Source organism: Cellulosimicrobium sp. BMG9.23 (assembly GCF_059159985.1).
This window is the reverse complement of sequence record NZ_JBZGBZ010000005.1, coordinates 83,315-97,256: the sequence shown is the minus strand read 5'-3', so window position 1 is coordinate 97,256 and position 13,942 is coordinate 83,315. Positions and strand designations below refer to the sequence as shown.

11 protein-coding genes are annotated in these 13,942 nt (G+C 74.8%); 7 read left to right on the top strand and 4 right to left on the bottom strand.

Annotated features, from left to right (window positions below):
* Window positions 1–26: 26 nt before the first annotated feature.
* A complete protein-coding gene (locus AC4H2G_RS09210) occupies window positions 27–827 on the top strand; it encodes an alpha/beta fold hydrolase (RefSeq protein WP_494365457.1) in 801 nt (266 codons plus the stop codon).
* Window positions 827–2,374, top strand: coding sequence for a SpoIIE family protein phosphatase (locus tag AC4H2G_RS09205; RefSeq protein ID WP_494365456.1), 1,548 nt, complete (start codon window positions 827–829; stop codon window positions 2,372–2,374). The genes AC4H2G_RS09210 and AC4H2G_RS09205 overlap by 1 nt, the downstream gene beginning before the upstream one ends.
* Here AC4H2G_RS09205 and AC4H2G_RS09200 read toward each other — a convergent pair.
* Window positions 2,348–2,845 (bottom strand): NUDIX hydrolase, encoded by a 498-nt coding sequence (locus AC4H2G_RS09200; protein ID WP_494365455.1) that lies wholly within the window; start codon window positions 2,843–2,845, stop codon window positions 2,348–2,350. The genes AC4H2G_RS09205 and AC4H2G_RS09200 overlap by 27 nt on opposite strands.
* Window positions 2,846–3,225: 380 nt before the next feature.
* Here AC4H2G_RS09200 and AC4H2G_RS09195 point away from each other — a divergent pair, with 380 nt between their 5' ends.
* From AC4H2G_RS09195 to AC4H2G_RS09185, 3 genes are all read left to right on the top strand, one after another.
* Entirely contained in the window at window positions 3,226–4,308 is a 1,083-nt protein-coding gene (locus AC4H2G_RS09195; protein WP_494365752.1) for a 3-deoxy-7-phosphoheptulonate synthase, read from the top strand.
* A 107-nt stretch (window positions 4,309–4,415) separates the two neighbouring features.
* Window positions 4,416–4,994: an ECF RNA polymerase sigma factor SigK gene (sigK, locus tag AC4H2G_RS09190; protein ID WP_494365454.1), complete on the top strand. Its 579-nt coding sequence runs from the start codon at window positions 4,416–4,418 to the stop codon at window positions 4,992–4,994.
* Window positions 4,987–5,871 carry an anti-sigma factor gene (locus AC4H2G_RS09185; RefSeq protein ID WP_494365453.1) on the top strand — a complete coding sequence of 295 codons (885 nt, stop codon included), beginning with the start codon at window positions 4,987–4,989 and terminating at the stop codon, window positions 5,869–5,871. The genes sigK and AC4H2G_RS09185 overlap by 8 nt, the downstream gene beginning before the upstream one ends.
* Before the next feature lie 12 nt (window positions 5,872–5,883).
* Here AC4H2G_RS09185 and AC4H2G_RS09180 read toward each other — a convergent pair whose 3' ends face one another.
* Window positions 5,884–7,017 (bottom strand): DedA family protein, encoded by a 1,134-nt coding sequence (locus AC4H2G_RS09180; RefSeq protein ID WP_494365452.1) that lies wholly within the window; start codon window positions 7,015–7,017, stop codon window positions 5,884–5,886.
* 97 nt (window positions 7,018–7,114) lie between these two features.
* The gene (locus tag AC4H2G_RS09175) at window positions 7,115–7,816 is read right to left on the bottom strand and encodes a fasciclin domain-containing protein (protein ID WP_494365451.1); all 702 of its coding nucleotides are present in this window, start codon (window positions 7,814–7,816) and stop codon (window positions 7,115–7,117) included.
* Between the two features lie 126 nt (window positions 7,817–7,942).
* On the opposite strand from AC4H2G_RS09175, the gene AC4H2G_RS09170 reads away from it, so the two are divergent.
* The gene (locus AC4H2G_RS09170) at window positions 7,943–9,946 is read left to right on the top strand and encodes a cytochrome c biogenesis protein DipZ (RefSeq protein ID WP_494365450.1); all 2,004 of its coding nucleotides are present in this window, start codon (window positions 7,943–7,945) and stop codon (window positions 9,944–9,946) included.
* Between the two features lie 253 nt (window positions 9,947–10,199).
* Window positions 10,200–12,221 (top strand): LamG-like jellyroll fold domain-containing protein, encoded by a 2,022-nt coding sequence (locus tag AC4H2G_RS09165; RefSeq protein WP_494365449.1) that lies wholly within the window; start codon window positions 10,200–10,202, stop codon window positions 12,219–12,221.
* An 85-nt stretch (window positions 12,222–12,306) separates the two neighbouring features.
* Here the strand turns inward: AC4H2G_RS09165 and AC4H2G_RS09160 are convergent, their stop codons facing one another.
* Entirely contained in the window at window positions 12,307–13,833 is a 1,527-nt protein-coding gene (locus AC4H2G_RS09160) for a DUF4232 domain-containing protein (protein WP_494365448.1), read from the bottom strand.
* Window positions 13,834–13,942 lie beyond the last annotated feature (109 nt).

Below are 13,942 nucleotides of genomic sequence, written 5' to 3'. Positions count from 1 at the left end.
CGCGTGGACGGCCTACGCTGTCGTCCGTGGACGTGCGTGAACGCAACAACGTGCGGGTCGTGGGCACGCCGGGGGCGCCCACGATCGTGTTCGCGCACGGGTTCGGGTGCGATCAGTCGATGTGGCGCTTCGTCGCGCCGGTCTTCGCAGCCGACCACCGAGTGGTCCTCTTCGACCACTCGGGCTGCGGCGCGTCGCACCCGACCTCGTTCGACCCCGTGCGGCACGCCGACCTGCGGGGATATGCGGCCGACGTGATCGAGATCGTCGAGGACGTCGCGGACGAGCCGGTGGTCTTCGTCGGCCACTCGGTGAGCTCGATCATCGGGCTGCTCGCCGCGGCGGACCGACCGGACCTGTTCGACCGTCTCGTGCTCGTGGGGCCGAGCCCGCGCTACGTCGACGACGAGGGCTACCGCGGCGGCTTCAGCGCCGCCGAGATCGACGAGCTGCTCGAGACGATGGACGCGAACTACCTCGACTGGACCGAGGCGATGGCGCCGGTCATCGTGGGCAACCCGGACCGGCCGGCGCTCGGCGACGAGCTCGCGGAGGTGTTCCGCCGCAACGACCCGGCCGTCGCGCGCCAGTTCGCGCGCGTGACCTTCCTCGGCGACAACCGCGCCGACCTCGCGCGGGTGCGCACGCGCAGCCTCGTCGTGCAGAGCCGCGAGGACGTCATCGCGCCGCCGGAGGTCGGGCGCTACGTCCACGAGCACCTGCCGGACAGCGACCTCGTCGTCATCGACGCCGTCGGGCACTGCCCCAACCTCTCGCACCCGGCCGCGCTCGTCGGCGCGATGCGGGACTGGCTCGGGACCCCCTGATGCCGAGGTCGCGGGCCGAGCGCTGGGGGCTCGCGCCCGTCGCCCTGGCGCTCCTCGACGCCGACGCCCGGATCCTCGACGCGAACGACGAGCTGCTGCGCCTCCTCGACATGCCCGACGTCGACGCCGTCGCGGGGCGACGCGTGGGCGACCTGCTCACCGTCGGCGGCCGCATCTACTGGGAGACGCACCTCGAGCCCCGGCTGCACGAGTCCGGCAGGGTCGACGAGGTCGCCGTCGAGCTGCGCACGCCGGGCGGGCGGGAGCCCGTCCTGCTCACGGCGATCGAGCGCGACTGCCACGGCGAGCGCCTCGTCGACGTCGCGATGCTGGGCGCGCGAGAGCGCTCGCGCTTCGAGCACGAGCTCGTCGGCGCGCGCCGCGCGGCCGAGGCGGCGGAGCGCCAGGTGCGGCTGCTGCACGGCACGGCCGCCGAGCTCGCGAGCGCCGCTGGTGTCGACGGCGTCGCCCGGGTCCTGCTGCGGGTGGCGGTCGCCCTGCTCGGGGCGAGGAGCGCGGCGCTGTGGGTCGCGCGCGATGGTGGGCCGCTGCGACGCTGGGGGGAGGGCGACGACGTCGAGCCGCCGGCGGTCGACGAGATCGCCGAGACCACCACGCGCCCGGACGGGAACGTCGTCGTGCCCCTGCGGACTGCGGGTGCGCTGCTCGGGGTGCTCGTCCTGACGCCCCGCGACGCACCGGGCGCGGAACCCCTGGACCCCGTGACGCTCGCCGCGGCGGGGCAGGTCGCGGCCCTCGCGCTCGCGCGGGCGCACATGCACGAGCAGAGCGTCTCGGTCGCGTCGGAGCTGCAGCGCGCGATGCTCGCGGACGGGATCGTGCACGACCCGCGCGTCGAGGTCCTCGCACGCTACCGACCGGGTGTCGACGACCTCCAGGTCGGTGGCGACTGGTACGACACGTTCCGCGTCACGCCCGACGTCCTGGCGCTCACGGTGGGAGACGTCGTCGGTCGCGGGCTCGGAGCGGCGACCGCGATGGGCCAGCTCCGCACCGCCGCTCGCGCGGCCGCGGACGCGGAGCTGGGACCGGTGCAGGTCGTCGAGCGGCTCGACCGGTTCGTCGACCGCACGGGCACCGGCTTCATGACGAGCCTCGTGTACGCGGAGCTGGACCTGGTCGAGGGGATCCTGCGGTACTCGTGCGCCGGTCACCTGCCCCCGCTGCACGTGGGGCCCGACGGTGACGCGACCTTCCTGTGGAAGGCGCGGTCGACCCCGCTCGGCGTGCGTGCCCCGACCCCGCGGACGGCGGACACGCTGCGCCTGGTGCCCGGCGACCTCGTCGTGCTCTACACCGACGGCGTGGTCGAGCGGCGTGACCGCTCGCTCGAGAGCGGGCTGGACGAGCTCGCGGAGATCGTCACGAACGCGTTCGCCGCCGGCCTGACCGGCGACGAGGTCCTGGCCGCTCTCGTCGCCCGGGCTCCTGAGCACGACGACGCGTGCCTCCTCGCGGTGCGCTGGCTCGGCCCCGGTACGGGCACGGCGGTCGCGGGCTCAGCGGACGAAGTACGGCCCGTCTGACGGCTCGGCGAGCCAGTCCGTCGCGTGCCCGAGGCGCTGGACCGACGAGCGGGCGACGTCGGCCGGGAGCGCGTCCGGGGCGAACCACCCGACGGCGAGCGACTCGTCGTCGGCGACGTGCGCGGCGGCGGCAGCCGCGGGGGAGACCGGGCGGCACACGAACGCGAGGTCGAGGTACTGGGACCGGTCCCCGTTCGGGTACTCGACCGGTTCCGTCACCGTCACGGAGACGAGCGCCTCGACGACGACCTCGACCCCCGTCTCCTCGAGCACCTCGCGCGCCAGCCCGACCGCCGGGTCCTCGCCGGGCTCGAGGATCCCGCTGATCACGGCCCACTGCCCGCTGTCCGCGCGCTGCCCCAGCAGGACCCGTCCGTCGTCGTCGACGACGACCGCCGACACCCCCGGCATCCACAGGAGGTCGGTCCCGACACGGGACCGGAGGGCGGTGACGAACTCGGGGATCGGCATGACCCGAGCCTAGGACGTCCCCGCGCCGCGACCACCACGCGAGACGGCCCGTCCGCCCCTCGGAGGCCCCGTGCTATCGTCCCTTCGTGACTTCTCAGTGGTATTGGCGCTTTACGCAGGCTCCCGGTGGGGCCGTGCGGGCGTTCGCCTGACCACAGATCACACCACCCGGAGCCAGCACAGGGCCTTGGACGCGGACCGCGTCCGGGCCCTTCGTCGTCCAGACGGGCCGCTCCGGGGATCACGGGCGGCAGCAGGCCGGTGCGGCTCCGTCTCGGCGGCGGTCCCCACCTTCCGCAGCACGACACCAGGAGCCTCCCGTGACCAGCACGACCGCCCAGCCCGCGAACGTCGGCCTCGATGCCGATACCGTCGACCCCGTGGACAGCCCCGAGCTGCAGGCCCGCACGAGCGACCTGCGCGTCCGCGCGCTCGACGCGCTCCCCGCACCGCGGGCCCTGCTCGCCGACCTGCCGCTCGGCGCGACGCGGGGAGACCTCGTCACGACGTCGCGCCGCGAGGTCCGCGACGTGCTCGCCGGCGACGACGACCGCCTCCTCGTGATCGTCGGGCCGTGCTCGGTGCACGACCCGGAGGCGGCGCTCGACTACGCGGGCCGTCTCGGCGCGATCGCGCGTGACCTGTCCGACGACCTCATGGTCGTCATGCGCGTGTACTTCGAGAAGCCGCGCACGACGGTCGGGTGGAAGGGACTCATCAACGACCCGCACCTCGACGGCTCCCACGACGTGCACCACGGGCTGCGCCTCGCGCGCGAGGTGCTCCTGGGAGTGCTCGACGCAGGCGTCCCGGCGGCGTGCGAGTTCCTCGAGCCGACGAGCCCGCAGTACATCGCCGACGCCGTCTCGTGGGGCGCGATCGGTGCGCGCAACGTCGAGTCGCAGGTGCACCGCCAGCTCGCGTCAGGCCTGTCGATGCCGATCGGTTTCAAGAACGGGATGGACGGCGACGTCCAGATCGCCGTCGACGGCTGCATCACGGCCGCGAGCGAGCACACGTTCTTCGGCATGGACTCGCTCGGCCGTGCGGCCGCGGTCGAGACGGCCGGGAACCCGGACTGCCACGTCATCCTGCGCGGCGCTCGCAGCGGTCCGAACTACGGTGCCGACGACGTCGCGGCGGCCCTCGCGGTCGCCCGCGCCTCGGGCCTCGGCGGGCTCACGGAGCACGGTCTCGTCGTCGACGCGTCGCACGGCAACTCGGGCAAGAGCCACGTGCGCCAGGCGGAGGTCGTGCGCGAGGTCGCCGGCCGTCTGGCCGAGGGGGAGCAGGGCATCACGGGGCTGATGATGGAGAGCTTCCTCGTGGCGGGCGCGCAGAAGCCGGCGCCGTCGGGACTCGTGTACGGGCAGTCGGTCACCGACGCGTGCATCGACTGGGACACGACGGCGGACCTCCTGCGCGAGCTCGCGGGCGCCGTCCGCGCGCGGCGCGAGGTCTGACGCGACCTCGACCCATCCGGGAGCCGTTCCGCGCCGAACCCAGGTCGTCCCGGGAGGTCCGGGACCGTGCACGCGTGAGGGGACCAGTGCTGGGGCAGACTGTCCGGGTGCCACCCTCCGTGACGACGAGCTCGTCGGGTGCCGTCGACGCCGCGCTGTCCGCGTGCGCCGGCGGCGACCCCGACGCGTTCGCGCCCGTGTACGACGCGCTCGCGCCCGTCGCGTACGGCACCTGCCTGGGTGTCCTGCGCGACCCGGACCACGCGGCGGAGGTGATGCAGGAGGTGATGGTCGAGGTGTGGCAGACGGCGACGCGGTTCGACGCCTCGCGCGGCTCCGCGCGCACGTGGGTCGCGACCCTCGCGCGCCGCCGCGCGGTCGACCGGGTGCGCGCCGAGCAGTCGCGGCGCGACCGCGACCAGCGCGACCTCGACTCGACGATGGCGACCGTGTCGCGGGACGTCGTCGCGGACGACGTCGAGCGCCTTCTCGAGGGGGCGGCGGTGCGCCGCTGCCTCGAGTCGCTCACCGCGACGCAGCGCGAGGCCGTGGTCGACGCGTACTACGGCGGGTTCACCTACCGCGAGGTGGCCGAGCGTCTGGACGCCGCGCTGCCGACCGTGAAGTCCCGCATCCGGGACGGCCTGATCCGTCTGCGCGACTGCCTGGGGGTGCGCCGTGGCTGACGAGACCTACGGACCGGGCGGTGCCGGGACAGACGGCGCCGGGACAGACGGCGCCGGGCCGGGCGGCGCCGGGCCGGGCGGCGTCGGGGCCGGCGGTGGCGACGACGGCCGCCTCCGCGGCGACGCCTGGGACCTCCTGCCCGCGTACGCGCTCGACGCCGTGGACGACCTGGAGCGACGGTCCGTCGAACGGCTCCTCGCCGCCGACCCCGCGGCGCGGCGGGCGCTCGACGAGTACCGCGACGTCGTCGCGGCGTTCGCCGTCGAGCAGGCACCGCCCGCGTCCGCGCGCGACGCGGTGCTCGCGCGGGTCGCGACCACGCCGCAGGCCGAGCACGCCTCCTCCAGCGACCCCACGCCGTCGTCCACCGGCCAGGGGGCCGCTCCCGAGCGCCCGGCCGCACCAGGCGGCGGGCCGGCGGCCGCGCGCGCCCGTGTGCGCTGGGGCCTGGTCGCGGCGGCGGCTGCGGCGGTCGTCGCGGTCGCGGTGCCGACGACGGTCGCCGTGCGCGCCACGCAGGAGCAGTCGCGCCTGCAGGCGCAGGCGGACATCGTCACGCAGATGCTCGCCGACCCGTCCGCAACCATCGTGCGCGGCGAGGTCGCGGGCGGTGGCGAGGCGTCGGTCCTCGTGGCGGGCGACGACTACCTCTTCCGGGCGTCGGAGCTGCCCGGGGCGGGCGACGACCAGGACTACCAGCTCTGGGTGGTCGGCGACGACGGCGGCGTCACGTCGGCGGGCGTCCTCGCCGAGCGGGACGGAACCGTCCAGCAGATCGTGCAGGACGCCCCGGGGGTCGGCGTGGCTGTCACGGTCGAGCCGGAGGGCGGCTCGGAGCAGCCGACGACCGACCCGATCGTCGCGCTCGTCACCTGACGGACCCGCGCGTCAGGAGAGCGCGGCGAGCGCTGCCTCGAGACGTCGGGCCTCGACGTCGCGCGCGATCGCCTGGCCGAGGAGCGCGCGCAGCACGACCCCGACCAGTGCGACACCGCCGACGACGAGCGCCGCCCCGCCCACGAGCAGCACGACGCCCGGCGCGACCGCCTCGCCGGGGGCCAGGACGACGCCGAGGCAGAAGATCAGCACGGAGATCGCGGCGGTGGAACCGATGGCGAGGTCGACCCAGGGGAACGCCGCACGGTCCAGGAGGGTTCGCCGCCGGGACATCGTCACGAGCCGCCACACGCTCACGGCTCCCACCTGGAGGGCGAGGAGCCCGAGGACCAGCAGGGCGACGACCGACACCTGCGTCCAGGACGGGGCGCCGGCGAGGTCGGCCCACAGCAGCGGGGCCATGAACACCTGGACGAACAGCGCGCCGGCGACGGCGAGCGCGAGAACGATCTGCAGCGGGAGGACGGTCAGGGTGCGCATAAGAGCTCCTTCGACGTGGGGGAGGGACGGCAGGTCGAGGACCGAACGTGCCGCGGTGGGGCGGAGGCGGGAGAGCGCGCGCAGCCGGTCGACGGCGAGACCGACCGCGAGCCCTGTCGCGACGCCGAGGGCGACGCCCACGAGCGGGTGGTGGCCCGCGAGCACGCGCCCGGCACCCGCCCCGAGGGCGGTCGTGCTCGTGGCCCACAGCACCGACGCGAGGGCCGAGAGTGCGCTGAACCGCAGGCGGGGGTAGCCGGTCGCGCCCGCAGCGAGGGTGACGGCGACGCGACCGCCGGGGACGAAGCGACCAGTGAGCACCAGTGCGGCACCGCGGCGCGCGAGCACGTCCCCCGCCCGGCCGATCACGGCCTGCGCCGTGCGCGACCGGCCGCGCCGTCCGGTCGGCACGGGGACGCGCCGCCCGACGGAGAAGGCGACCTGGTCGCCGCAGAAGGCTCCGACGGCGGCGACGCCGGCGACCAGCCCGAGCGTGCGACCGTCATCGGCGAGCGCCGCGAGCGTGACGACGGCGGTCTCGCTCGGCACGAGGGGGAGGACACCGTCGAGCGTCGTGGCGGCGTAGAGCGCGACGAGCGCCCACGGCTCTGCCGTGACCGCCTCCACCCACCCGGGTTCCAGCAACTCCGCACCTCCTCGCGCCACCGGACGACAAATACCTCGCACTGCTAGGTGTGAAGCCTAGCAGTGCGAGGTATGAGAGGGAGGTGCGACGGACGGGTCACATGGTCGGCATGAGCACCGAGTCGACGAGGTAGACGGTGGCGTTCTGCGTCATGACGCCACCGCAGACGACCTTGGCGTCGTTGACCATGAGCTCGTCGCCCTCGCCCGTGACCTCGACCGTGCCGCCCTGGACCGTCGTCTGCTCGCCCACGACCTGGTCGGGCGTCAGCTGCCCGGGCACCACGTGATAGGTGAGGATCGACGTCAGCATGTCGGAGTCGGTCTTGAGCGTCTCGAGGGTCGCGGCGTCGATCTTCGCGAACGCGTCGTCGACGGGGGCGAACACCGTGAACTCGTCGCCGTTGAGCGTGTCGACCAGGTCGACCTCGGGGTTGAGCTCGCCGGACACGGCGGAGACGAGCGTCGTGAGCAGCGGGTTGTTCGACGCGGCGACGGCGACCGGGTCGGTCGACATGCCGGTGATCGAGCCGGCGCCGTCGGGCACCTGCTCGGCGTAAGCCTCGCAGCCCGCGCCGACGAGGTTCGCGGCGGGGTCCATCGCCATGTCGTCGGACGTCTCGGTGTCCTCGGCCATGTCCTCGGACTCGGTGGACTCGTCCGTCATGGTGTCCTCGCTCGACTGCGACTCGGTCGTCTCCGAGCCGGAGCCCGAGTCCGAGCTGCAGGCGGACAGGCCGAGGACGGCGAGCGTGGCGATGCCGGCCACGGCGTACGACGTGCGGGTTCGAGCGTTCATCGGTCTCTCCTCGGGTCGTGCCCCGCGGTCTGCGGGGCGTCTCGAGGGGTGTTCGGAGCCCTCGGCCGACCGGATGGGTCCGATTCTCGAACCCATCCGGACGAGGCGGCGTGCCGAACACCCGGCATGGAGACGCTGATCGTCATCGGACTGCTCGGGGGCCTCATCACGGGCATCTCGCCGTGCATCCTGCCCATGCTCCCCGTGATCTTCTTCGCGGGCGGCGTGCAGGGTGCGCGGCGGGACGGCCCCACCGGTACGGGGGAGCTGCCCGACGGCGCGGTCTCCCCCGCGCTCTTCGCCGGCCTCCCGCAGGCGGTCACCGTCGGTGGCCGTGGTGCTGGACCGCGCGCGACCGGCGCGACCGGCGCGACCGGCGCGACCGGCGCGGCCGGGGCGGGCGGCACGACGCGGACGGTTACGGCTCAGTCGACCGGTGGGCTCGTCACCCTCGACCTCGCGTCCGACGACGCGGGCAGCGCGGCCTCGCCCGGTGCGCGGGCGGCGTCGGCGCGCGGGGTGCCCAGGTCGTGGCGTCCGTACCTCGTCATCGCGGGCCTCGTGCTGAGCTTCAGCGTCTTCACCCTGCTGGGCTCCCTGCTCCTCACGGCGCTCGGGCTCCCGCAGGACCTCCTCCGGTGGGCGGGCATCGTGCTGCTCGCCCTTCTTGGTGTCGGCATGATCGTCCCCCGCGTCGAGGAGGTGCTCGAGCGCCCGTTCCAGCGCATCGCCGCGCTCGGCGCGCGGCGCGGGGCCGCCCGGCAGGACCGCGGCGCGTTCGTCCTCGGCCTGGGTCTCGGCGTGCTCTACGTCCCGTGCGCCGGTCCGGTCCTCGCGGCGATCACGGTCGCCGGGGCGACGGGCAACATCGGTCCCGGAACGGTCGCCCTCACGGTGTCGTTCGCCGTCGGCGCCGCGATCCCGCTCCTCGTCTTCGCGCTCGCGGGCCGTCGCGTCGCCGAGCGGGTCAAGGGCTTCCAACAGCACACGCGCGGCATCCGCGTCACGGGCGGCGTCGTGATGATCGCGCTCGCCGGGGCGCTCGCCCTGAACCTGCCCGCAGCGCTGCAGCGGGCGCTGCCCGACTACACGGGAGCGCTCCAGCAGCAGGTCGACGAGAACGAGACCGTGCGCGAGGCGCTCGACCTCGGTGGGCTCGTCACCGACGAGAACCGCGAGCTGTCGAACTGCTCGAACGGCGCCCCCGAGCTCGAGGACTGCGGCCCCGCGCCGGAGATCCGTGGCATCGACACGTGGCTCAACACGCCGGACGGCGAGGCGCTCGCGCTCGACGAGCTGCGCGGGAAGGTCGTGCTCGTCGACTTCTGGACCTACTCGTGCATCAACTGCCAGCGCGCGATCCCCCACGTCAACGCGTGGTACGAGCGGTACCGGGACGTGGGCGAGGGGTTCGAGGTCATCGGCGTGCACACGCCGGAGTTCGCGTTCGAGCGCGAGACGCGCAACGTCGTCGCGGGCGCGGAGGACCTCGGTGTCACGTATCCGGTCGCCCAGGACAACTCGTACGCGACGTGGACCGCGTACCGGAACCGCTACTGGCCGGCGCAGTACCTCGTCGACGCCGACGGGACCGTGCGGCACATCCGCTTCGGCGAGGGCGGGTACGAGGAGACGGAGAACCTCGTCCGCGAGCTCCTCGCCGACGCCAACCCGGGCGTCGAGCTGCCCGAGCCCACGTCCGTCGGCGACTCCACGCCGCAGGACGAGACGACGCCCGAGACGTACTTCTCCATCAAGCGCGTCGTGAACTACTCCGGCGCACCGCGGTACGCCGCGGGCGAGCAGGACTTCTCGCTCACGGACGACCAGCCGCAGGACACGTTCTCGCTCGGCGGTACGTGGGACGTCGACTTCCAGGGCGCCACGGCGGTGTCCGACGGCGCGCAGGTCCGCCTCGCGTACCGGTCGAACGACGTGTTCGCCGTCCTGGGCGGCGAAGGCACCGTCACGGCGCGCGTGACGACGGACGGGAAGACGACGGAGCGCGAGATCGACGTGTCGGGGAACCCGACGCTCTACCCCGTGCTCGAGGGCAACGGGCCGAGCGAGGGCCTCGTGGAGCTCGACGTCCCCGCGGGCGTCCAGGTGTTCACCGCGACCTTCGGCTGAGCCGGCCGGTCCCCGGACCGGCCCATGACCGGGCGCGCGGCGGCTGATGTCGAGAACAGGCGTACGGCCGCCGCGCGTCCTCCCTCGCTGCCCGACGGGCCGAGGCTTCCGGGACGGCGCGTCCCGTGTCCCGGACGAGGCAGTACAGTCCGCTCACCCGCTGTGACATCGCTGGAGATGCGCTGTGCCGGCGTCGCTGCCGCGGGCCCCGCGCCGAGCACGGCGCGGGACGACGGTGTCGGACGGGAGAACGATGAGCGGACGGGTGTGGCGACGGGTGACGGCGGTGGTCGTCGGAGCGGCGTTGCTGGCGGGAGGGCTCGCCGGGACGGCCTCGGCGGCGACGTCGGACCGGGGGTCCGAGGCGAACCAGGCCGAGGCGGACGTGGTGGACGTGGTCGACGTGGTGACCGTCGGGGGTGCGGCGACCCCGCGGACCGTGATCCGGTCCGCAGCGCCGGCGTCCACCGCGGGCTTCGCGTTCCGTGGGCCGCGCGTGATCGGTGGGTGCAGCGCCGGTGCCCTGTGCCAGGCGCTGGGTGAGACCCGGGTCGCGTGGGACTTCTCGTCCGGACTGACGGAGGCCGCGGTCGAGGGCAACCGGATCGTGCGGGCGACGCTCGAGGGCACGGCCAGGCAGGGCGCGGCCTGCCGCACGGCGCCGGTCACGGTGCACGCGGTCAGCGGGGTCGACGCCTCGACCAGCTGGTCCGCGCACGCGCCGACCTGGGGCGACGCCGTCACGGGCGCCGTGGCCGAAGGGCGGTGCGACCGGTGGAGAGCGGTCACGTGGGACGTGACGGACGCGGTCCGACAGGGCCTGGACGACAGTCTCGCGGTCGCGCTCGGGCTCTCGGTGCCGGCCGGGAGCGGCTCCGCGCTGGTCGGGCCCCAGGCCTCGCTGCGCGTCGAGATCGGCCCGCCTCCGGGCCCGGCCGCGATCGCGCGGGGGACGAGCGATCCGTCCGCCCCGTGCGTGGTGGGGGACGACCGTCCGTCGATCCGCTCGGCGACGCCGCGGCTCGTGGCGGACGTCGAAGGCGTGGGCAACCTCCGTGCGCGCTTCGCGGTGTCGGACGTCGAGGACGGGGTCGAGCTCTGGTCCGCGGAGACCACGCCGACAGCAGCGGGCAGCCGGGTCGGCGTCAGGGTCCCGGCCGATGTCCTCGTCGAGGGTCGCGCCTACGCGTGGGAGGTCCGGGCAGCGACACCCACCGGGCCGTGGAGCGACCCGACGTCGTGCGAGCTCGTCCCGGATCTCACGCCGCCGGTCGTCACGCCCGTCGCCACGCCCGTCGAGGGTGAGCCGGCCGTCTACCGCGAGGGCGTCACCTCGGGCGGTGTGGGCATCCCGGGAGCCTTCGTCCTGTCGTCCGACGAGGCCGACGTGACGATCGCGTACTCGTTCACCAGCCCCGACGCCCTGGTGAACACCGTCGCCCCGGGTGGCCGGATCGACTTCGCCCCGTCGGCCAACGGTCCCCACACCCTGTACATGCGGGCCGTGGACAGCGCGGGCTGGGTCGGCCCGACGGGGGCGTACTCCTTCCAGGTCGCCAGGACCTCACCGATGCGCTGGTCGTTCGATGAAGGAGCGGGACTCGAGGCCCGGAACGCCGCAGGAACCGGCACGCTCACGCTGAGCGGACCGGACCTGTGGGGCGACGGCCTGCACGCCGACTTCGGGGCCGATCCCGCCGACCGCGCGCTCGTCCTCCGGGACGGCGAGTCGGCCGCGTGGTCGCAGGTTCCCCTCGTCCCGACCGACAGGAGCTACTCGGTCAGTGCCACGGTTCGCGCAGACGACGCCGGGATGACCCGGGTCGCCGTGAGCCAGGCCGGTGCGCGCACCAGCGCGTTCGCGCTCGGTCAGCGCGAGGACGCGGCGTGCAGCACGCCGTCGGGCTCGTGCTGGGCGTTCTGGACCGCCGGGTCCGACGTCGCCGACCCTGAGCTGGCGGTCGCGCTCTCGGGCGTCGAGGTCCGGCCCGGCTCGTGGGTCCGCCTCACCGGGATCCACGACGCGCGGACCCAGGAGAACCGGCTGTACGTGTGTGAGCTCGGCACCGTCGACGAGCCGGGCTTCGACGGCGTCCGGCTTGCCGCGACGGCGTCGTCGACAGGGACGGGGTGGGCTACGAGCGGCCCGCTTCAGCTGGGCCGCAGCGGGGTCGCCGGCGCCTGGAGCGACCCGTGGGAGGGCACGGTCGACCGGCTCTCGATTGCGGACGGGATCCTTTCGGAGAGCGACATGTTTCGCGAGTGCTACTCCTGAGCGCCAGGTATCCGCGGGAGGGCGGTCGGCCCTGACCGGCCGCGGCCGGCGGGCGCGCCGCTGACGAGGATCCCGCCCGGTGGGCTCACGGCTCACCGGGCGGGACCCACGTCGTCCACGGGGTGACGGTGGCGGTCGCACCGTCGAGCAGGTCGAGCCCGTGCTCGGCGCCGGGGACGTCCGCGAACGGGACGACGCTCTCGGTCGCGCCCGCCACCGGGGCGACGAGCAGGCTCGTCACGAGCGCCGGGCCGTCGGCCGTGGGGCCACCGCGCCAGGAGAGGGTCGACTGTGCGAGGTCGCCCGGCGCGAGCGTGACCGGCGACCCGACGGCGATCGCGTCGGGCTCGACGAGCACGTCCTGCTCGCCGCCGTCCGAGGCGACGAACCGCAGTGCCGGGCTGCCCGCGAGGACGCACGGGGCGTCGTCGTCGTTGCGCGCCGTGACGGCGAGGAAGCGACGCCCGAGCGCGGCGTCGAACCACGCGGCGTCGAGCGTCAGGAGGTCGGTGTCGCACGTCGTCCCGTCGGCAGCGAGGCCGGGCACGGAGCCGCCGACATAGCCGGAGCTGACGCTCGCGGCGCCGTCCGCCGCGGCGCCGTGGACCTGGTAGCCGAGCGGGTCGGCGTCGTACGTCGCCTCGTCGAGCCATCGGGCGACGGGAGCGGGGTCGCCCGAGCCGAACGCGGACAGGAGGGGCGTGCCCGGCAGCACCGGTCGGCGCGCCTCGTAGAGGACGGTGTCGACGCCCGGCTGGGCGGACGTGCCCGCGACGAGGGCGAGCAGCGCGTCGTCGGGCACGGTCGTGCCGTCCGGCCCCAGGGAGAGGTTCACGACGTATCCCGAGGTGCCCATCGCCGTCAGCCCGCGGCCCTCGGTGCGGACCGCCCCCGCCACCGGGACGAGGTCGGCGGGAGCCGCCACCTCGACGGACGCGTACCCCGGTTCGAGCGCGACGCCGCGCACGCCGTCGACCGCGACGAGCCGGACCGCGTACGCCACGGGGTCGTCGCCGAGGAGGTCCGGCAACGGGTCGCCGGTCGTCGGGTCCGTCCCGAGCGTGCCGCGGGCGCCGGTGCCGTCGACGACCAGGACCGTCGCGCCCGAGGCCGAGGTCCCGGACAGACGCAACGACCACTCCGCGCCGCCGCGCGAGGCCGCGAGGATCTCGCGGGCGTCGTCGGCCGTGCGCTGCGCCGCCTCGGGCGCGGGGAGCGGGGTGTCGAGCGTGATCTCCGCGGAGGCGCCGCTGTACCCGTTCAGCCGGGCGTCCGCGACGCCGGGCAGCGCCGCGAGCAGCACCGTGGTGTCCTCGACCCAGCGCGTCGGGTCCTGCTGCTGTGGGACGGGCCCGGTCGACGGCTCGGTCGACGGCTCGGGCGACGTCGCGGTCGGCGAGGTCTCGTCGGCGGTCGACGTGGTGGCCAGGAGCCCCGGCCCGACGAGAGCGGCCGTGACGGCGAGGCCGAGACCGACGAGGCCGGCGACGACGGCGACTGTGCCGCGGGTGCCGCGGGTCTCCTGCGGGGGAGGAGATGCTGCGGCGACGGCGACGGCGACGGCGACGGCATCGGTGCTGGTCGGGGGAGGCGGTGTGCGCTCGTCGTCCACGGCGCCGACGGTACCGGCGACGGCCCGCCGTGGACGAGCCGTCGTCAGGTCTGCGCAGGTCGCGCGCGCACCCTTCACGGGAGGTGGCGTGGGGGAGTTTCAGGGCACG

Excerpts from the sequence above, each read along its gene's own strand:
- AC4H2G_RS09205 (WP_494365456.1), top strand. The coding sequence starts at position 827 with ATGCCGAGGTCGCGGGCCGAGCGCTGGGGGCTCGCGCCCGTCGCCCTG.
- AC4H2G_RS09175 (WP_494365451.1), bottom strand. The coding sequence starts at position 7,816 with ATGAACGCTCGAACCCGCACGTCGTACGCCGTGGCCGGCATCGCCACG.
- AC4H2G_RS09200 (WP_494365455.1), bottom strand. The coding sequence starts at position 2,845 with ATGCCGATCCCCGAGTTCGTCACCGCCCTCCGGTCCCGTGTCGGGACC.
- AC4H2G_RS09170 (WP_494365450.1), top strand. The coding sequence starts at position 7,943 with ATGGAGACGCTGATCGTCATCGGACTGCTCGGGGGCCTCATCACGGGC.
- AC4H2G_RS09165 (WP_494365449.1), top strand. The coding sequence starts at position 10,200 with ATGAGCGGACGGGTGTGGCGACGGGTGACGGCGGTGGTCGTCGGAGCG.